The 18,666-nt window shown below is 71.3% G+C and carries 13 protein-coding genes; 8 read left to right on the top strand and 5 right to left on the bottom strand.

Going from position 1 to position 18,666, the window contains the following annotated elements:
* Window positions 1–37 precede the first annotated feature (37 nt).
* The 3 genes from BLV01_RS16065 to BLV01_RS16055 form a co-directional block, all read right to left on the bottom strand.
* Window positions 38–931 carry a LysR family transcriptional regulator gene (locus BLV01_RS16065; RefSeq protein ID WP_091801815.1) on the bottom strand — a complete coding sequence of 298 codons (894 nt, stop codon included), beginning with the start codon at window positions 929–931 and terminating at the stop codon, window positions 38–40.
* Between the two features lie 117 nt (window positions 932–1,048).
* Window positions 1,049–3,475 (bottom strand): sodium:solute symporter family protein, encoded by a 2,427-nt coding sequence (locus tag BLV01_RS16060; RefSeq protein ID WP_254782661.1) that lies wholly within the window; start codon window positions 3,473–3,475, stop codon window positions 1,049–1,051.
* Window positions 3,476–3,674: 199 nt separating this feature from the next.
* Window positions 3,675–4,547, bottom strand: a complete 873-nt coding sequence (locus BLV01_RS16055; RefSeq protein WP_254782660.1) for an HpcH/HpaI aldolase/citrate lyase family protein — start codon at window positions 4,545–4,547, stop codon at window positions 3,675–3,677.
* A gap of 427 nt (window positions 4,548–4,974) precedes the next feature.
* On the opposite strand from BLV01_RS16055, the gene BLV01_RS16050 reads away from it, so the two are divergent.
* From BLV01_RS16050 to ubiB, 5 genes are all read left to right on the top strand, one after another.
* Window positions 4,975–5,877: an alpha/beta fold hydrolase gene (locus tag BLV01_RS16050; RefSeq protein ID WP_091801806.1), complete on the top strand. Its 903-nt coding sequence runs from the start codon at window positions 4,975–4,977 to the stop codon at window positions 5,875–5,877.
* A gap of 8 nt (window positions 5,878–5,885) precedes the next feature.
* On the top strand, window positions 5,886–7,541 hold the full coding sequence (gene oleC / locus BLV01_RS16045) for an olefin beta-lactone synthetase (RefSeq protein ID WP_091801803.1): 1,656 nt from the start codon (window positions 5,886–5,888) through the stop codon (window positions 7,539–7,541).
* Window positions 7,542–7,733: 192 nt separating this feature from the next.
* Window positions 7,734–8,720, top strand: coding sequence for a 2-alkyl-3-oxoalkanoate reductase (gene oleD, locus BLV01_RS16040; protein ID WP_091801801.1), 987 nt, complete (start codon window positions 7,734–7,736; stop codon window positions 8,718–8,720).
* Between the two features lie 233 nt (window positions 8,721–8,953).
* The gene (locus BLV01_RS16035; protein ID WP_091801798.1) at window positions 8,954–9,613 is read left to right on the top strand and encodes a ubiquinone biosynthesis accessory factor UbiJ; all 660 of its coding nucleotides are present in this window, start codon (window positions 8,954–8,956) and stop codon (window positions 9,611–9,613) included.
* A gap of 169 nt (window positions 9,614–9,782) precedes the next feature.
* Window positions 9,783–11,474 carry a ubiquinone biosynthesis regulatory protein kinase UbiB gene (ubiB, locus tag BLV01_RS16030; RefSeq protein ID WP_091801794.1) on the top strand — a complete coding sequence of 564 codons (1,692 nt, stop codon included), beginning with the start codon at window positions 9,783–9,785 and terminating at the stop codon, window positions 11,472–11,474.
* A 1,139-nt stretch (window positions 11,475–12,613) separates the two neighbouring features.
* Here ubiB and BLV01_RS16025 read toward each other — a convergent pair.
* A complete protein-coding gene (locus tag BLV01_RS16025; RefSeq protein ID WP_175486002.1) occupies window positions 12,614–15,427 on the bottom strand; it encodes a M16 family metallopeptidase in 2,814 nt (937 codons plus the stop codon).
* Window positions 15,428–15,559: 132 nt separating this feature from the next.
* Here BLV01_RS16025 and BLV01_RS16020 point away from each other — a divergent pair, with 132 nt between their 5' ends.
* Window positions 15,560–16,312 (top strand): pseudouridine synthase, encoded by a 753-nt coding sequence (locus BLV01_RS16020; protein ID WP_091801788.1) that lies wholly within the window; start codon window positions 15,560–15,562, stop codon window positions 16,310–16,312.
* Between the two features lie 137 nt (window positions 16,313–16,449).
* Here BLV01_RS16020 and BLV01_RS16015 read toward each other — a convergent pair whose 3' ends face one another.
* On the bottom strand, window positions 16,450–17,187 hold the full coding sequence (locus BLV01_RS16015; RefSeq protein ID WP_091801785.1) for a hypothetical protein: 738 nt from the start codon (window positions 17,185–17,187) through the stop codon (window positions 16,450–16,452).
* A 221-nt stretch (window positions 17,188–17,408) separates the two neighbouring features.
* Here BLV01_RS16015 and arfB point away from each other — a divergent pair, with 221 nt between their 5' ends.
* Window positions 17,409–17,813 (top strand): alternative ribosome rescue aminoacyl-tRNA hydrolase ArfB, encoded by a 405-nt coding sequence (arfB, locus tag BLV01_RS16010; protein WP_091801782.1) that lies wholly within the window; start codon window positions 17,409–17,411, stop codon window positions 17,811–17,813.
* A 22-nt stretch (window positions 17,814–17,835) separates the two neighbouring features.
* Window positions 17,836–18,510: a 1-acyl-sn-glycerol-3-phosphate acyltransferase gene (locus BLV01_RS16005; protein ID WP_091801779.1), complete on the top strand. Its 675-nt coding sequence runs from the start codon at window positions 17,836–17,838 to the stop codon at window positions 18,508–18,510.
* Window positions 18,511–18,666 lie beyond the last annotated feature (156 nt).

Below are 18,666 nucleotides of genomic sequence, written 5' to 3'. Positions count from 1 at the left end.
CGTAAGCGCGGTTTCGCGGTCGCGGCTCGCGCCGCTCCTACAGGGGCTTGGGGCCGTTTCGCTGTTGCATGGCTTTCTTGCTCTCCTGCAGCAGCACGGTCACCAGGCGCACGCGCACGCTGGAGCGCGACCAGACGATGCCGATGCAGCGCTTGGCCGAGGCGTCGGGCAGCGCGATGCGCGCGAGCTTGAGGCCTTCGGGCCAGGGCTGCGCCCAGTCGGGTACCAGCGACACGCCCAGGCCGCGGTCGACCATCACCGCGATGGCGTTGAGCGCGTTGAGCTCGAAGCGCTCGCGCGGGACGATGCGCTGCGCTCGCAGGTATTCCTCGGCCTGGCGGCCGCCCCACTGGTGGCGGTCGTAGCGGATCAGCGGCTGGGTGGCGAGCAGTTCGTGCGGATCGCGGTCGGCCAGGTGCGCCGGCGCCAGCACGATCAGCGGCTCTTCGCGCAGCAGCTGCCATTCGCAGGTCTTGGGCAGCGGGAACGGCGCCTGCAGCACGATCGCCGCGTCCAGGTCGCCTTGCTCGACCGCATGGTAGAGATCGGCCGAATAGCCCGGCTTGATGAAGACGTTGATCTGCGGGAAGGTCTCGACCATGCGCGCGAGCACGTCGGGCAGGATGCCGGCGAGCGCGGTCGGGCAGGCGCCCAGGCGGAGTTCGCCGGCGATTTCGCTTTCGGTGGCGACGCTGCGCAGGTCGGCGACGTTGCGCAGCAGCTCGCGCGTGCGCGGCAGGATCCGCGCGCCTTCCTCGGTGACGCTGACGGTGCGGCCGACGCGCGCGATCAGCGGCGCGCCGATCTCGCGTTCCAGGGTGCGGATCTGCTGCGCGACCGCGGCCGGGGTGATGCCGAGCACGCGCGCGGCGGCGGCCATCGAGCCTTGGTCGACGATGGTGACGAAGGTGTTGAGGAACTGGGTTTCCACGGCGGCTCGCGTTCGTTGTCGGGCAACGCTACCTCAGGCGGGTGGGTGGGGCTACGTCCATTGGTCACCGTTGGGGGCAGGGGGCGGCCCTGACGCTTGCGCAAGCGAAAGAAGGCTTCACACCTGTTCATTGCCCGCTGTTCCTTCTCCCGCTTGCGGGAGAGGGCGCCCCGCAGGGGCGGACGAGGGCTTGTCGCGATAAATCGTCAGGCCGTCCAGCGATTGCGTCGGCGCCGGGAAGAACAGGCTCGCCACGTAGCCGATCGCGATGCACAGCGCGATCGAGATCGCCAGGTAGTAATACGGATGCACCGCCCGCAGCGTCCAGATTGCCAACGTCAGCACCACGCTCGCGCCGATCCCGATCGCCACGCCCTGCCAGTTGGCGCGGCGGGTGAACATGCCCAGGGTGTAGGCGCCGGCGAAGCCGCCGCCGAGCAGGCCGGCCAGCTCGATCGACACGTCGAACAGCGAGTGGATGTCGAACTTCGACAGCAGCAGCGCCGCGCCGATGCCGATCAGCCCCACCACCACGGTCATCAGTTCGGCGAAGCGCACGCTCTGCTGCGGCGTGTGGCCCTTGTGCAGCTTCTCGTAGAAGTCCACCGAGATCAGCGTCGCCACCGAGTTCATGATCCCCGACAGCGTCGCCATCGCCGCGGCGAAGATGCCGGCGATGATGAGCCCGGTCACGCCCACCGGCAGTTCGGCGGCGATGAACATCGGGAAGGTCGCATCGATCGGCAGCAAAGGGTTCATGCGCTCGGGATGCTCGCGGTAGTACACGAACATCGCGGTGCCGATGGTGTAGAAGACGATGCCGCCGGGAATCATGATCGCCGCGAACGCCCAGATCGAGCGCCCGGCCTCCTTGTCGGAGCGGGTCGACAAGGTGCGCTGCATCAGCACCTGGTCCTTGGGGAAGGTCAGCACCACTTCGAACAGGACCAGGAACACGAAGCCCCACACGGTGGCGCGGGTCAGGTCGAAGCTGAAGTCGAAGGTGTGCATCTTGCCTTCGGCCATCGCCGTGGACCAGAACTGATCGAAGCCGCCGCGCAGGCCCCAGATCATGAAGCCGATGGCGAAGATCGCGCCGCCCATCTTGACGATGACCTGGACGAAGTCGGTCCAGATCACCGCCTTCATCCCGCCCATCGCGGTGTAGACGATGGTGAAGCCGCCCATCAGCAGCACGCTCCAGAACACGCTGATGCCGGTGATGGTGGCGATCGCCAGCGCCGGCAGGAACAGGATCACGCTCATGCGGCTGCCGATCTGCACGAACACGCACAAGGCGCTGGCGAGCATGCGGATGGCCGGGTGGAAGCGGGTTTCCAGGTACGAGAACACCGACATCAGGTCGAGCCGGCGCAGCAAGGGCACCACCCAGATCGCCACGAACACCAGCCCGAACACGGCGATGACGTTGTTGGCCATGTACTGCCAGTTGGTCTCGAAGGCCTTGGCCGGGATGGCGATGAAGCTGATCGAGCTGGTGTTGGCCGCGTACAGGCTGATGCCGGCGGCCCAGAACGGGATGCTGCGGCCGCCGACGAAGAAGCTGTCGGTGTTGCCGCGCTTCTCGCGCAGGTAGAAATACAGGCCGATGCCGATCATGCCGGCGAGGTAGACCACGATCACCACCCAGTCCAGCCAGTGCAGGCGCAGCTTGCTGGACTGGATCTGCGCGGCGGCGAAGTGGGTCCGCGCGCCGTCGGCGCGCGCCCACATCAGGCCGTCGGGCCAGACGGCGGTGGCGAGCGCGTCGGCCGGGACCTGCGCGCCGGGCAGTTCGGCCCAGGCGGCGGTGATGGTCTGGTAGGTCATCAGCCGCGCCGGCGCGTGCGCGCTCGGCTGCACCGGCATCAGCAGGTGGGCCTGGCCGGTGGCGCGGCCGGCGCCGGCGGGCACCTGGCCCGGCACCGGGCCGGCGTCGCTCCAGGCCGGTTGGCCCGGCGTCCAGCGCAGCAGGCGGTCGCCGCCGCCGGCGGGATCGGCGAGCACCAGGAACAGCGACCGGGTCTGGAACAGCAGGCTGCGCGGTGCGCCGGCCCCGTTCCAGGCATGGGCCGCGGCCCAGCCGACGCGGTCGTCGGCGAGCGGGCGCTGGTACAGCCGCGGCGCGCCGTCGGCGCCGAGGCCGGCGAGGTAGAAGGTGTCGGCCGACCACGCCGCGACGGCGTTGCGCAAGGCTTCGGGCAGGGCCGGCAACGCCAGCGCCTGCAGGCGCTGCGGGTCGGCCTGCAGCCGCGCCACCGCGCCGCCGGCGGACAGCGCGAACGCGCGCTGGCCGTCGCCGACGATGCTGCGCGGCGGCGTCTTCGCATCGGTGCGCAGTGCGCGCCATCGGCTCGCGCCCGGATCCAGGCGCCAGGCGCCGTTGGCGGCGATGGCGACGGTGGCGCCGTCGAGCTGGGCCGCGCCGATCAGCGTATCGGCCGGCAGCGCCGGCAAGGCGACGCTGCGCAGCGGCGTCAGCGGTTCGGCCTGCAGCGGCGCGGCCAACGCCAGCAGCACGGCCCACAGCGCCAGTGCGCACACCCGCCGCGCGATCGCCCACCGCGCACTCGCGTGCCGCGCAATCCTGCGCGGCGAGCCCGCGATCGCTGCGCGCACGGTCTGCGCGCGTTGTTCCCCTACCACCGACTGCGACTGCTGCGACATCCGCTCCCGTCCCCTCAACGCTGCGCGGCGCCGCATGCGCCGCGCCATGGTGCCGCGGCGCCCGCGCCGCGGCCGCTCACGGCCGTTCCGCGGTCGCGAGCAGGGCCTGCGCGCGCTTGAGGAACGGCCGGTCGATCATGCGCCCATCGACCACGAACACGCCGCGGCCGCCGTCGGCGGCGGTCTGCGCCGCGTCGACGATCCGCCGCGCGCGCTCGAGTTCGTCGGCGCCGGCGGCGAAGGCGCGGTTGGCCAGCCCGACCTGGCGCGGGTGCAGGCAGGTCTTGCCGAGGAAGCCCAGGCGCTTGGCGGCCAGCGCTTCGTCGAAGTAGCCGGCCTCGTCGTGCAGCTCGGCGTAGGCGCCGTCGAGCGCGAACACCCCGGCCTCGGCCGCGGCCATGCGCACGGCGAACAGCGCGGCGTGGACGTTGGCGCGGTCGTCGCGGGCGATGCCCTGGGCCTCGAACAGGTCGGCCAGGCCGAGCTGCAGCCCGGCCACGCGCGGGTGCGCGGCGGCGATCGCGGCGGCGGCGCGCAGCGCGCGCGGGGTCTCGATGTTGACCAGCAGGCCGATCGGCCGGACCACGCCGTTGCGCGCCTCGGCCCGTTCCAGCGCCGCGACCGCGTCGTGCAGGGCGTCGGCCGATTCGATCTTGGGCAGGTTGATCAGGTCGGCGCCCTCGCGCGCGACCGCGGCCAGGTCGGCGGCGAAGTGTTCGCTGCCGGGCGCGTTGACCCGCACGATCATCAGCTTGGGCGAGGCCGCGGCGGCCGGGGAGGCCAGGAACGCGGCCACCGCCACGCGCGCGGCGGCCTTGCGCTCGGGCGCGACCGCGTCCTCCAGGTCGAAGGACAGGGCGTCGGCGGCGCCGGCCAGGGCCTTGTCGAACAGCTCCGGCCGCGCGCCCGGGACGAACAGCTTGCTACGCATGGCGGGACGGGGCGGCATTCATGGTCCGGCGAGTGTGCGGCAAGCGTTCGCGGGCATCGGCACAGGGGCGGCATGTTCAAACGATAGGTTTTGTTGCGATCGCGGCTGGATTCGCGCGGGCTGGTTGAAGAGGCGGGGCGAGACCGGCGCGCCGCGGTCGCGGCTCGCGCAGCTCCTGCAGAAGCTGCGGGCCGCTTCGCCAGCGCCGGCGGTCCTGCAAGGGCTGTCTGCAGGAGCGGCGCGAGCCGCGACCGCGGGGCATCGGTCTCGCGCCGGGCGCCGGAGTTCGCGGTCGCGGCTTGCGCCGCTCCTACAGGGGGCCAGGGGCCGGCGCGGAGGATTTGGCCGCCGCAGGCCGCAAAAATTCCCCATCCGGCCCCGGCACCCGATAATGGCGGCCTGTCCGCCAGGCCCGCCCGCGAGGCGCGCCGCCACCGAGCCCCCGATGACGTCCAGCTCCCGCTTCCCCGACTACCCGTTCCAGCCGCAGCGTTTCCAGGTCCGCCCGGGCATCGGCCTGAGCTATCTCGACCAGGGCCCGCGCGACGGCGAAGTCGTGGTGATGCTGCACGGCAACCCGTCGTGGAGCTATTACTGGCGCAAGCTGGTGCTGGGCCTGCACGACCGCTACCGCTGCATCGTCCCCGACCACGTCGGCATGGGCCTGTCCGACAAGCCCGACGACGCCGGCTACGAATACACCCTGCAATCGCGCGTCGACGACGTCGAGACGCTGCTCAGGCACTTGGGCATCGACGGCCCGATGACGCTGGCCGTGCACGACTGGGGCGGCGGCATCGGCTTCGGCTGGGGCCTGAAGCACTCCGACCAGATCAAGCGGCTGGTGATCACCAACACCGGCGCGTTCCCGCTGCCGGCGGCCAAGCCGTTGCCCAAGCGCCTGCGCCTGGGCCGCGATTCCTCGCTCGGCACCGGCCTGATCCGCGGCCTCAACGCTTTCGCCGGCGGTGCCGCGCGCCTGGGCGTGAGCAAGCCGATGCCGGCCGAGGTGCGCCGCGCCTATGTCGCGCCGTACGACTCGTGGGCCAACCGCATCGCCACCTCGCGCTTCGTCCAGGACATCCCGCTGGGCGAGGGCGACAAGGCCTGGCCGCTGGTGCAGGCGATGGGCCGCAAGCTGCCCGAGTACGCCGACCGCCCGGCCTTCATCGGCTGGGGCCTGGGCGATTTCGTCTTCGACCACCACTTCCTCAAGGGCTTCACCGACGCGCTGCCGCAGGCCGAAGTGCACGCGTTCAAGGACGCCGGCCACTACGTGCTGGAAGACAAGGCCGACGAACTGGTGCCGGCGATCCGCGCCTTCCTCGACCGCCACCCGCTCGGCTGAGGCGGCTCATGAACGCTGCCGCCACCGACGCCCCGTGCAACATCGCCGCCTCGCTGCCGCGGCTGGCCGCGCAATCGCCGCAGCGCGTGGCCATGCGCTGCCCCGGCACGCGCGGGCCCGACGGCCTGGCGCGCTACGACATCGAGCTGACCTACGCCGAACTCGACCGCCGCAGCGACGCCATCGCCGCCGGGCTGGCGAAGCGCGGCATCGTCCGCGGCACCCGCACCGCGATCATGGTGCGGCCCTCGCCCGAGTTCTTCCTGCTGATGTTCGCCCTGTTCAAGGCCGGCGCGGTGCCGGTGCTGATCGATCCGGGCATCGACAAGCGCGCCCTGCGCCAGTGCCTGGACGAAGCCGCGCCGGAGGCGTTCATCGGCATTCCGCTGGCGCACGTCGCGCGCGTGGCGCTGGGCTGGGCCAAGTCGGCGCGGATCCGCATCACCACCGGTAAGCGTGCGTTCCTCGCCGACGACACGCTCGCGCGCGTCGAGCGCGCGGGCGAGGGCGCCGGTTCGCAGCTGGCCGATACACGCGCCGAGGAAGTCGCGGCGATCGTGTTCACCAGCGGCTCGACCGGCGTGCCCAAGGGCGTGGTGTTCCGCCATCGCCACTTCGTCGCCCAGATCGAGATGATGGGCGAGGCCTTCGGCATCGCGCCCGGCGGCGTCGACTTGCCGACGTTCCCGCCGTTCGCCTTGTTCGACCCGGCGCTGGGCCTGACCTCGGTGATTCCGGACATGGACCCGACCCGGCCGGCCCAGGCCGATCCGCGCAAGCTGCACGACGCGCTGCGCCGGTTCGGCTGCGACCAGCTGTTCGGCTCGCCGGCGCTGATGAAGGTGCTGGCCGACCACGGCCAGCCGCTGCCGACGCTGCGCCGGGTCACCTCGGCCGGCGCGCCGGTGCCGCCGGACACGGTGGCGAAGCTGCGCGAGCTGATGCACGAGGACGCCCAGTTCTGGACCCCGTACGGCGCCACCGAATGCCTGCCGGTGGCGGTGATCGAGGGCCGCGAGCTGCAGTCCACGCGCGCGGCCACCGAGGCCGGCGCCGGCACCTGCGTCGGCCGCGCGGTCGCGCGCAACGACGTGCGCATCATCCGGGTCAGCGACGAGGCCATCGAGCGGTGGTCGGACGAACTGCTGGTCGCGGCCGGCACCGTCGGCGAAATCACCGTGGCCGGGCCGACCGCGACCGATACCTATTTCAATCGCGACCACATGACCCGGCTGGCCAAGATCCGCGAGGGCGGGCGCGTGGTCCACCGCATGGGCGATGTGGGTTATCTGGACGAACACGGCCGGCTGTGGTTCTGCGGCCGCAAGAGCCACCGGGTCGAGACCGCGACCGGGCCGCTGTACACCGAGCAGGTCGAACCGGTGTTCAACACCCATCCCAAGGTGCGCCGCAGCGCCCTGGTCGGCACCGGCGAGAAAGGCGCGCAGCGGCCGCTGCTGTGGGTGGAACTGCACCAGCCGCGCATCGGCAACCGCGAGCGCGAACGCATCGTCGATCAACTGCGCGAGATCGGCGCGCAGCACGCGCACACCGCCGGCATCGAGCGCTTCCGCTTCCACCCGGGCTTTCCGGTCGACATCCGCCACAACGCCAAGATCGGCCGCGAGAAACTGACCCTGCAGGCGCGCGCGATCGGCGATTGATGCCGTGGGAGGGCCTGATGGCCCGATGCCTGCTGTTGTGGGAGGGCCTTCAGGCCCGATGCTCTTGTCTCGGATCGCAGCGACCTGAAAGAAAAGCATCGGGCCTGAAGGCCCTCCCACAGTCGCCCAGCCGACACTCCGCGCGCGCCGCAAGGCCTATCATCTGCTTCCACATGCACGGACCCCAACGCGATGAAGATCCTCGTTACCGGCGGCGGCGGTTTTCTCGGCCAGGCGCTGTGCCGCGGCCTGGTGGCGCGCGGCCATGAGGTGGTCAGCTTCAACCGCGGCCACTACCCGGCGCTGGAGCCGCTCGGGGTGACCCAGGTCCAGGGCGACCTCGCCGACCGCGACGCGGTGGTCGCCGCCGCGCAGGGGTGCGGCGCGATCTTCCACAACGCCGCCAAGGCCGGCGCCTGGGGCAGCTACGAGAGCTACCACCAGGCCAACGTGGTCGGCACGCAGAACGTCCTGGCCGCCTGCCGGGCGCACGGCATCGGCAAGCTGGTCTATACCTCCACGCCCAGCGTCACCCACCGCGCGACCCATCCGGTGGAAGGCGGCACCGCGCAAACCGTGCCCTACGGCGAAGGCTTCAAGGCCGCCTACGCCACCACCAAGACCATCGCCGAAAAAGCCGTGCTCGCGGCGAACTCGCCGCAGCTGGCGACCGTCGCGCTGCGTCCGCGCCTGATCTGGGGCGTCGGCGACAACCAGTTGCTGCCGCGGCTGGTCCAGCGCGCCAACGCCGGCCGCCTGCGTTTCGTCGGCACCGGCGAGAACCGCATCGACACCACCTACATCGACAACGCCGCGCAGGCCCACTTCGACGCCTTCGACCACCTGGCGCCGGGCGCGGCCTGCGCCGGCAAGGCCTACTTCATCAGCAACGGCGACCCGCGCACGGTGCGCGAGACCCTCAACGGCCTGCTCGGCGCGGTCGGCGCGCCGACCGTGGACAAGACCCTGCCGTTCCGCGCCGCCTATGTCGTCGGCGCGATCTGCGAAGCCCTGTGGACGGTCCTGCCGCTCAAGGGCGAACCGCCGATGACGCGGTTCCTGGCCGAGCAACTCTCGACCACCCACTGGTACGACATGGGCCCGGCCCGGCGCGACTTCGGCTACGTGCCGCAGGTGGGCTTCGACGAGGGCCTGGCGCGGATCAAGGCGGCGCAGTAACCGCCCGAAGTCCCTGTAGGAGCGGCGCGAGCCGCGACCGCGGGGCTTCAGGCTTGCGCCGGACGCCTGGGGTCCGCGGTCGCGGCTCCCGCCGCTCCTACAAGGGGCCCAGGCGGGATTCGCGCGCGTCCCGGCGGACCGCCCGCCACCGCCGCCACACCGCGACCCCAAACCGCACCGCCCTTGCACAAAGCGCTAACAGCCGCCCGCGCGGGCCCGGATAGAATGGACGCATGAACGATTCCGCCTCGCCCCTGGATGCGCTCAAGCCGCTCGCCGGCCGCGCCCTGGAAGCCGCGCTCAACCGCGCGCTCGCGCTCGATCCCGACACCCGCGCCGGCCTGTCCGCGCTCGACGGCCGCAGCATCGCCCTGCACCTGGCCGAGCCGCCGCTGGCCGCGCGCATCGTGGTCGCCGGCGAGCGGCTGGAAGTCGGCCCGGTGCGCAGCAGCGACGAGCCCGACCTGTCGGTGCGCAGCACCCTCGGCGCGATCTTCGCGCAACTGCCGAATTTGCTCGGCGCCGCGCGCAACGAGCAGGCCGCGCCGGTCGGCAAGCTGCGCATCGAAGGCGACGCCGACCTGGCCCGGCGCCTGCAGCGGCTGGCCGAGCGTTTCGATCCGGACTGGCAGCAGCCGTTCACCGCGGTGTTCGGCGACATCGTCGGCGTGCAGATCGCCAACGCCGTGGCCGGCGCGCTGCGCCACGCCCGCGACGCCGCCGGCGCCCTCGCCAGCAACGCCGCCGACTACCTCACCGAAGAAAGCCGCGACCTGGTGCCGCGCGCCGAGCTCGACGCCTTCCACGACGACGTCGATGCGCTGCGCGACGACGTCGAGCGCGCGGCCGCGCGGGTCGCGCGCCTGCGTTCGCGCACGGGCGGCGGCGCATGAGCATGCCGCCGCGGCGCCGCAGGCTCTTGTGGGAGGGCCTTCAGGCCCGACGCTGTTCGGTCAGCGGCGGGGTTTCTTCCACCTCTGAAACAAGAGCATCGGGCCTGAAGGCCCTCCCACAAGAGCGGGCCCTGCAACAAAGGCAGGCCCTACAGGCGGGGATGCGCGCATGAAGTCCGCCGCCCGCGCCTGGCGCATCGGCCGCGTGCTGCTGCGCTACCGCCTCGATGCGCTGCTCGACGACACGCCCGCCGAGCGCTGGCTCAAGCTGGCGCGGCCGTTCGTGCCGCGCGCCTCGGCCGAGGTCGCGGCGATGTCGCGCGGCGCGCGCCTGCGTTTGGCGCTGCAGGAACTCGGGCCGATCTTCGTCAAGTTCGGCCAGATCCTGTCGACCCGCCGCGACCTGGTGCCGCCGGACATCGCCGCCGAGCTGACCCTGCTGCAGGACCGGGTCAAGCCGTTCGACGGCGAGACCGCGCGGCGCATCGTCGAGAGCGCGCTGGAGCGCCGCATCGACGAGGCCTTCGATCGTTTCGACATCGAGCCGCTGGCCTCGGCCTCGATCGCCCAGGTCCACGCCGCGCGCCTGCCCGCGCAGGGCGGCCGGCCCGCGCGCGAGGTCGTGGTCAAGGTGCTGCGCCCGGACATCGAGGGCAAGATCGCCGGCGACATCGCCCTGCTCAACGCGATGGCCGCGCTGGTCGAGCGCGCCCATCCCAACGCCGACAAGATCCGCCCGCGCGCGATCGTGGCCGAGATCGAAAGCACCCTGGCCGCCGAGCTGGACCTGCAGCGCGAAGGCGCCAACGCCAGCGTGCTGCGTCGGTTCTGGGCCGACAGCGACGACATGTACGTGCCCGAGGTGATCTGGACCCACACATCCGAGCGCGCGCTGACGCTGGAGCGCGTCTACGGCATCCCCTCCGACGACATCGCCGCGCTCGACGCCGCCGGCATCGACCGCCGCGCGCTCGCCGCCAAGGGCGTGCGGGTGTTCTACACCCAGGTGTTCCGCGACAACTTCTTCCACGCCGACGCCCACGCCGGCAACATCTGGGTCGACAGCGACCCGGCGCGGCGCAGCAACCCGCGCTTCATCGCCCTGGACTTCGGCATCATGGGCCAGTTGTCGGACGAGGATCAGTACTACCTCGCCGAGAACTTCATGGCGATCTTCAACCGCGACTACCGCCGCATCGCCGAACTGCACGTGCAGGCCGGCTGGATGCCGGCGCACATCCGCATCGACGAACTCGAAGCGGCCACGCGCGCGGTGTGCGAGCCGTACTTCACCCGCCCGCTCAGCGAGATTTCGCTGGCCGAGGTGCTGCTCAAGCTGTTCCGCACCGCGCAGCGCTACGAACTGACCCTGCAGCCGCAGCTGATCCTGCTGCAGAAGACCCTGCTCAACATCGAAGGCGTCGGCCGCCTGCTCGACCCCAAGCTCGACATCTGGGCGGTAGCGCGGCCGGTGCTGCAGCGCATTCTGCTCGACCGTTACAGCCCGCAGCGGCTGGCCGGCGAGTTTCGCAAGCGCCTGCCGGAACTGGTGACGCGCGCGCCGGAAATGCCGCGCCTGCTGCACGCCTGGCTGAGCCAGCAGGTGGCCGGGCAGCACGAACTGAAGATGCGCTCGGCCGACATCACCGACCTCAACCACACGATCAAGGACGCGGTGCGGCGCACGGTGTCGGCGATCCTGGGCACCGGGCTGCTGATCGTGGCGGCGGTGCTGTACGGCCTGGAATCGGGCGGGCCGCGGTTCTGGTCGATCCCGGCGTCGTCGTGGATCGCGGGGCTGGGCGGCGTGTGGGCGTTGCTGGCGGCGTGGCCGCGGCGACGGGGGCGTGGGTCGAAGTAGGGCGGTCGCGCGGGGCGCGGTGTCGCTTCGGGTGCGCTGAGGGTTCGCGGTCTTTGGTTCAGCGATGCCTGCGCTGCGGGCTTTCGTCGTAGCCGGATTTTCGCGGTCGCGGCTTGCGCCGCTTCTACAGGGGCTTCGGCCGATTCGTATCCGATTGTGGGAGCGGTGTTAATCGCGACCGCGACAACTCATCTAGGTCGAGTCCCACCCGCCGTGATTCCGACTAGCTGCGGAATCTACAAGAATCTGTCTTTGCCGTTGCCGTTGCCGTTGCCGTTGTCGTTCGCTCGGACGGAACTCCATGCGAAGCATACGTTCCGCAGCCCCGGAGGGTGCGCGCATGGATGCGCGCGCGCGCCATGGGGCAGGATGCCCCTTATGGCGCGGCCCCGCGCAAGGTGCTGGACCCAGTGGCTTTTGATTCGAAAAAGACAAGGCCTTTTCTTTGGTTACTTTCTTTGTGGCTTAAGACAAAGAAAGTGACCCGGCCGCTTGCGGACGGAAGCTTTGGATGTTCGCTTGTCGTCACTCGTAGCTGCGACAAAGGCTGACCTTCCCGCGACACGCCCCCTGTAGGAGCGGCGCAAGCCGCGACCGCGCCATCGCGGATGCGGTGAAAGTTTCGTCGTAGTTGTGTCGTCGCGGTCGCGGCTCGCGCCGCTCCTACAGTCGGATACGCAACGCCACTGGCGTCGTTGACGAGCGACGACAAGCGGCAATCAAGAGCTTTCGTCCGCAAGCGGCCGAGTTACTTTCTTTTGGCAGCGCGCCAAAAGAAAGTAACCAAAGAAAAACGCTGGTCTAAAGTCACCAGCCACTAAGTCCAGCACCGGGCGCGGGGCTGCGCCATAAGGGACATCCTGTCCCATGGCGCACGCGCGCATCCATGCGCGCGCCCTTCGGGGCTGCGGAACATGGGCCTCGGGCGAGGTTGCGTCCGAGCCAACAGCAACAGCGAAAGCAACGGCAAAGGCAACGATCGAGGTCGCCGACGTAGCCAACCAAACCGGCGTTGCCGCCACAGTCTTCGCCGCAACAGCCGCCGCAACAGCAACAACAACGACAGCAACGACAGCAACGACAGCAACAGCGAACGGCTTTCGCGACGGCGATTCCCGCCGTCGCGAAAGCCGCCGGACTCACTGGCCGGCCGGCGCCTTGGCCTGCGCGGCGAAATCCCCCGACAGGTAGACGCTGAAGTCCGCGGGCTTGAGGTGCCGCCGGATCGCCGCATTCACCGCGTCCGCCGTCAGCGCCTGGAACTTCGCGTCCAGTTCGGCGCTGAACTGCATGGTGCGGTCGAAGAACAGGTTGCGGCCGAGCAGGCCGGCGACCGTGCCGTCGGAGGCGCGCGCCTGTTGGCGCTGGGTCAGCAGGCCGGACACGGCGTCGCGCAGTTCCTCGGCGTCCACGCCGCCGGCGATCAGGCGCGCGAATTCCTCGCGCATCGCCGCCTCGACCTTGGCCAGGTTCTGCGGCGCGGCGATCGCCTGCACGCTCCAGGCGCCGGCGTCGTCGCGGCCGTCGCGGCTGGCGTCGGCATCCAGGTCGCTGCCCACGCCGTAGCTCAGGCCGTCCTTCTGCCGGATGCGGTCGCCCAGGCGCGACTTCATGCCGCCGCCGCCGAGGATGTAGTTGGCCACCACCAGCGCCGGGTAGTCGGCGTCGGTCTCCTTCAGCGACACGTTGGCGCGCGCCAGCAGCACGCCGTTGGCCTTGTCCGGCGCTTCCAGCGTGCGCCGTTCGGGCGCGACCGCGGTGTAGCGCGTGGCGATGGGCGCGAACGCGTGGCCCGGTTTCCACGTCGCGAACAGGGCCTCGACCTGGCGCTTCACCGCCTCGGGATCGAAGTCGCCGACGACCGCGATCTCGCCCTCGGCGCTGCCGTAGAACTCGCGATGGAACGCGCGCAGCTCGTCGAGCTTGGCGCTTTTGAGCGCCGCCAGCGATTCGTCCAGGCTGCGGTAGCGCAGCGGGTGGCCGGCCGGCCATGGGTCGAAGTGCTGGGCCATGGCCTGTCCGGCCAGGGTGCCGGGTTCCTGGCGCGAGGCTTCCAGGCCGGTGATGGCCTGGCGCCGGTATTGCTCGAATTCGCCGTCGGGGAAGGCCGGTTCGCGCAGCAGTTTCGCCGCCAGCGCCAGCGCCTCGGCGAACTGGTCGCGGCGCGTGGTCAGGCCGATCGAGGCCGATTGCAGGCCGCCGCCGACGCGCGCGGCGGTCTTGAGTTGCTGGAAGCGCGCGTCGATCTGTTCGCGGCTGAGCCCGCCGCCGCCGCGCATCAGCATCGCCCCGGCCAGGGTCGCGGCGACTTCGCGGCCGCGCAGCGCGTCGGCGTCGGCGAAGCGGAAGTTGGCCGAGAACGTCACCGTGTTGCCGCGGTTCTTCTTCGGCAGCAGCGCCAGCCGCAGGCCGCGGCCGACGCCGGTGTCGATGACGACGGTCCGGGTGCGCGCCTGGATGTTGGCCGGGCTGGGGTCGAACTGTTCGCCGGCCTCGACCGCGGCCTTGCCGACATAGCCCAGCAGCGCGGCGGCCGCATCCGGCGCCTGCGGCACCTCCACGCGCTCGGGCGCGTCGGTGGGCTCGAACCGGCCCAGGGTGCGGTTGCTGGCGCGCAGGTAGGTGCGCGCGACCCGGTTGACCGCGTCGGCGTCGACCTTCTCCAACGCGTCGCGGCGCTGGAAGTACAGCCGCCAGTCGCCGACCGCGATCGGGTCCGACAGGCCCAGGGCGACGCCGGACACGTTGGTATAGGCCAACTCGTAACCGTTGCGCAGGCGCTGCTTGGCCGCATCGACCTCGGCCGCGGTCACCGGACGCTGGGCGATGCCTTCCAACTGGGCGAGCAGGGCCTGCTGCGCCTTGGCCGCATCGCCGCCCTTGGCCAGCGCGATCTGCGCGCCGAACAGGCCGGGGTCGCGCAGCGAATCGCTGTCCGAGCCGATGCTCTCGGCCAGCCCGGATTCCACCAGCGCCTTGTGCAGGCGCCCGCCGGGCACGTGGCCGAGCACTTCGTCGAGCACCTGCAACGCGGCGGCGTCGGCGTGGGTCGCGGCGGGCGTGTGGTAGGCGGCCATCAGCAGGCGCACGTCGCCGACCCGGCGCACGGTGACGTCGCGCTCGCCGTCCTGGGCCGGCTCGCGGGTGTAGAACACCGGCAGCGGCTGCGCCGGCTTGGCCACGCCGGCGAAGCGGCGCGCGACCGCGTCGAGCGTGCGCTGCGGATCGATGCGGCCGGCGATCACCAAGGTGGCGTTGTCGGGCCGGTACCAGCTGCGGTAATAGCCGCGCAGGCGCTCGATCGGCACGTGCTCGACGTCGCTGCGCGCGCCGATCGTGCTCTGGCCGTAGTGGTGCCACAGATAGGCGGTGGCGCGCACGCGTTCGTACAGGGCGCGGAACGGGCTGTTCTCGCCGGCCTCCATTTCGTTGCGCACCACGGTCATCTCGCTGTCGAGGTCGGCCTTGGCGATGGTCGAGTTGACCATGCGGTCGGCTTCCAGGCCCAGCAGCCAGTCCAGGGTGGCCTCGTCGGCGGGGAAGGAGGCGTAGTAGTTGGTGCGGTCCAGCGCGGTGGTGGCGTTGTAGTCGATGCCGCGCTTCTTCATCTGCGCGGGGATGTCGCGCTGGGTCGCGGTGCCCTTGAACAGCATGTGTTCGAGCAGGTGGGCCATGCCGGTCTCGCCGTAGTTCTCCTGCGCCGAGCCGACCGCGTAGACCAGGTTCACGGTCACCGTCGGCCGGCTGGCGTCGGGGAACAGCAGCACGCGCAGGCCGTTGCCCAGGCGGTACTCGCAGATGCCTTCCACGCAAGGGCCGGCGCTCGCGCCCTGCGGCGGTCGCGCGCTGTCGGCGTGGGCCTGGGCGTGGGCGCCGAGGCCGGCCAGGCCCAGCGCGAGGGCGAGCGGCAGGGCGAGGCGGCGGTGCGTGCGGCGGGACGGTGCGACGGGCATGGACACTCCTGGCGGAAAAGCCGTCCCGAGGCAACGCCGGGCCGGCGAAAAAGATCGGGGCTGCGGCGCCCCCAGGCATAGACGACAATGAGAACAGACCACCCCAGCCGGCGTCCGCCGCGAATGCATCCGATGTTCAGTTCAGACCCTTCGCACGCCGACGCGACCGCCGCCGCCGTGGGCGCCGGCGGCCTGCCGGTGCTGTACGCCGACCAGGCCCTGGCCATCATCGACAAGCCGGCGGGGCTGATGGTTCACGACAGCGCGCTGGCGCGCGGCGAGACCGACTTCGCCGCCGACCGCCTGCGCGAGCAGTTCGGCCGGCCGATCTTCCTGGTCCATCGCCTGGACCGCGCCACCAGCGGCTGCCTGTTGCTGGCCTTCGACCGCGACACGGCCTCGGCGCTGGGCAAGGTGCTGATGTCGCGCGAGGTCGAGAAGGATTACTTGGCGGTGTGCCGCGGCTGGCCGGCCGACGATGCGTTCGAGGTCGACCACGCGCTCGACGGCGGCCCCGGCAAGCCGCTGAAGAAGCCGGCGCAGACCCGCTTCGCGGTGCTGGCGCGCACCGAGCTGGCGATCGCGTCCGCGGGCTTCGACACCTCGCGCTACGCGCTGCTGCGGGCGCAGCCGCTGACCGGGCGGTTCCGCCAGATCCGCCGCCACCTCAAGCACCTGTCGCATCACCTGATCGGCGACACCAGCCACGGCGACGGCCGCCACAACCGCAGCTTCCGCATGCTCGGCATCCACCGCATGCTGCTGCACGCGCAGCGGCTGGCGTTCGTGCACCCGCACAGCGGCGAGCGGATCCAGGCGCGGGCGCCGGCGGATGCGGAGTTGGCCAAGGCGCTGGCCCTGTTCGAGGGCGTCGAGGGCGCATAGCGCCGGGGCGAACGGCATCGGGCCTGAAGGGCCTGCCACGAGTCTGCGTCCGGCCCGAAGGCCGTGCCCGCGACTCGTGGCAGGCCCCTCAGGCCCGATGCTTTGCGCTCAGCCGCGGCGGCGCGCCGCGGCCGATCTCAGGGCCGGCGGCCCTGCGGCTGTTGGTAGTAGTACGGGTTGCCCTGCACCTGCACCCGCGGCCCGATCGAGCGCTGGATCGCGGCGTTGGTGATGTCCTGCAGCAGCGCGCCGCCCAGCGAGCGGCCGGTCGAGGACTGCGGCTGGCTGTAGCCGTTGCGGCTCTGGCCCGGGCCCTGCAGCCCGTCCGGGTAGGCCTGCTGGTACAGCCGGTCGTAGTCGCTCTGCGCCTGCGGCGCGCGCTGGTACTGCTGCGGGTACGGCGCCTGCGACTGCGGATACTGCGTCGCGCCGCCGCCGCGGCGGCGTTCGGCCATGACCTGCTCGAGCACGTAGCGGCCTTCCGGCGTCTGCTGCATCTGCTGGATCGTGCGCGCGTCGAGCTCCTGCTCGCCGGGCTGGCCGTAGCGCGGATCGGGCTGCGGCATGCGGTCCAGGGCGTTCTGCATCTGGTTCAGGGCCTGGCTCTGGACCTGGTCGAACTGGCCCAGGATGCGCTGGTCGGTGGCGTTGGCCGAGCGGCCGACCAGGCTTTCGGCGACCGACTGCGCCGACTGGCGCATCTGCCGCTGGAAGACCGGGTTGTTGATCCGGCTGTTGACGTTGGCCGGGTCGTAGCGTTGGTCGACCTGGGCGCCGGCGACGGGCGCGGCGGCGGCCAGGACCGCCAGGGCGAACAACTTCAGGGCCGGCGCGGCGGCGCGGCGCGGGGCGAACGGACGGGATGGGCGCTTCATGCGGGGTCCTCCTTGGATCGCACTGAGGGGGTCGCACACATCGGGTGTGGACCGCCATGGTCCCCCCGCGGCGGCGGCCGAGTCAACGACGCGGGGACGACATGGCGCCATCGCGCCGGCAACGTCGCCCAATCCGCGCACAGCGGCGAGCGATGGGCGCCGTCGACGTCCTGTCATGGACGAACGGCCGCCGCCGACTACAATCGCCGGGGGAGGAACGCATGGCCATCAGCATTCCCGAGACGGAACTGGTCGAACGCTTCGTGCGCTCGACCGGTCCGGGCGGGCAGAACGTCAACAAGGTCGCCACCGCGGTGGAATTGCGCTTCGACGTCGCCCAGTCGCCGTCGTTGCCCGATGCCGTGCGCGAGCGCCTGCTGTCCAAGCGCGACCGGCGGGTGACCAACGACGGCGTGCTGGTGATCAGCGCCCAGCGTTTCCGCACCCAGGAACGCAACCGCGAGGACGCGCGCGAGCGCCTGGCCGCGTTCGTCGACAGCGGCCTGCGCGCGCCCAAGCCGCGCGTGGCCACCAAGCCCAGCCGCGCCGCCAAGGAACGCCGCCTCGGCGCCAAGCGCGAGCGCGGCCAGACCAAGCGCGGGCGCTCGCAGCGCGAGTGGGACTGACCCGCGAGACCACGGAGACTGCATGTCAGCCGAACCCGACACCCACACCGACGGCACGCCGCACGGCGCGCCCAAACTCCAGCATCCGCCGGGCGCGCCCGACGGCTCGGCGGTGCTGCCGTTGCCGCCCAACGTGCCGCGGGTCAAGCCGAGCCGGCTGGCGCGCTGGCTCGGCCGCGCGATCCTGCGCCTGGGCGGCTGGCGCATGGTCGGCCAGTTCCCCGACATCCCGCGCGCGGTGTTGATCGGCATCCCGCACTCGTCCAACTGGGACGGGGTGTGGGCGTTCGCGGCCAAGGCGGCGATGGGCCTGAACGTCAACATCATCGCCAAGGAATCGCTGTTCAAGGTGCCGGTGGTGGGCTTCATGCTGCGCCGGTTCGGGGTGATCCCGATCAACCGCAGCGCCGCCCACGGGGTGATCGACCAGGCCGTGGCGATGATCAAGGGCGCGGAGAAGTTCTGGCTCGGCATCGCGCCGGAAGGCACGCGCAAGCGGGTGGAGAAGTGGAAGGCCGGGTTCTGGAAGATCGCCAAGAGCGCGGATGTGCCGGTGGTGCTGGCGTATTTCCATTATCCCGACAAGGTGATCGGGATCGGGCCGGCGTTCCATCTGGGCGAGGATATGGACGCGGATATGCTTCGGATCCGGGAGTATTGCCGGCCGTTTATCGGGAAGAATCGCGGGACGGTGTGAGGGGGATCGCGGCGTTGGCGGCTGCGAGGTTGCGTAGCCGACTGTAGGAGCGGCGCGAGCCGCGACCGCGACAACGCAACTACGACGAAACCTTCGCAATCGCCGCGATGGCGCGGTCGCGGCTTGCGCCGCTCCTACAGGGGGCGTGCCGCGGTG

Source organism: Lysobacter sp. yr284, from assembly GCF_900107375.1.
GTDB lineage: Bacteria > Pseudomonadota > Gammaproteobacteria > Xanthomonadales > Xanthomonadaceae > Lysobacter.
The sequence above is the reverse complement of the archived record's forward strand: the minus strand, read 5'-3'. Positions and strand labels throughout refer to the sequence as shown.

What these genes read in the sequence shown, in the direction of transcription:
- BLV01_RS16015 (WP_091801785.1), bottom strand. Translation starts at nt 17,187, where the DNA reads ATGAAGCGCCCATCCCGTCCGTTCGCCCCGCGCCGCGCCGCCGCGCCG.
- arfB (WP_091801782.1), top strand. Translation starts at nt 17,409, where the DNA reads ATGGCCATCAGCATTCCCGAGACGGAACTGGTCGAACGCTTCGTGCGC.
- BLV01_RS16035 (WP_091801798.1), top strand. Translation starts at nt 8,954, where the DNA reads ATGAACGATTCCGCCTCGCCCCTGGATGCGCTCAAGCCGCTCGCCGGC.
- oleD (WP_091801801.1), top strand. Translation starts at nt 7,734, where the DNA reads ATGAAGATCCTCGTTACCGGCGGCGGCGGTTTTCTCGGCCAGGCGCTG.
- BLV01_RS16050 (WP_091801806.1), top strand. Translation starts at nt 4,975, where the DNA reads ATGACGTCCAGCTCCCGCTTCCCCGACTACCCGTTCCAGCCGCAGCGT.
- BLV01_RS16055 (WP_254782660.1), bottom strand. Translation starts at nt 4,547, where the DNA reads ATGCCGCCCCGTCCCGCCATGCGTAGCAAGCTGTTCGTCCCGGGCGCG.
- oleC (WP_091801803.1), top strand. Translation starts at nt 5,886, where the DNA reads ATGAACGCTGCCGCCACCGACGCCCCGTGCAACATCGCCGCCTCGCTG.
- BLV01_RS16005 (WP_091801779.1), top strand. Translation starts at nt 17,836, where the DNA reads ATGTCAGCCGAACCCGACACCCACACCGACGGCACGCCGCACGGCGCG.
- BLV01_RS16020 (WP_091801788.1), top strand. Translation starts at nt 15,560, where the DNA reads ATGTTCAGTTCAGACCCTTCGCACGCCGACGCGACCGCCGCCGCCGTG.
- ubiB (WP_091801794.1), top strand. Translation starts at nt 9,783, where the DNA reads ATGAAGTCCGCCGCCCGCGCCTGGCGCATCGGCCGCGTGCTGCTGCGC.
- BLV01_RS16025 (WP_175486002.1), bottom strand. Translation starts at nt 15,427, where the DNA reads ATGCCCGTCGCACCGTCCCGCCGCACGCACCGCCGCCTCGCCCTGCCG.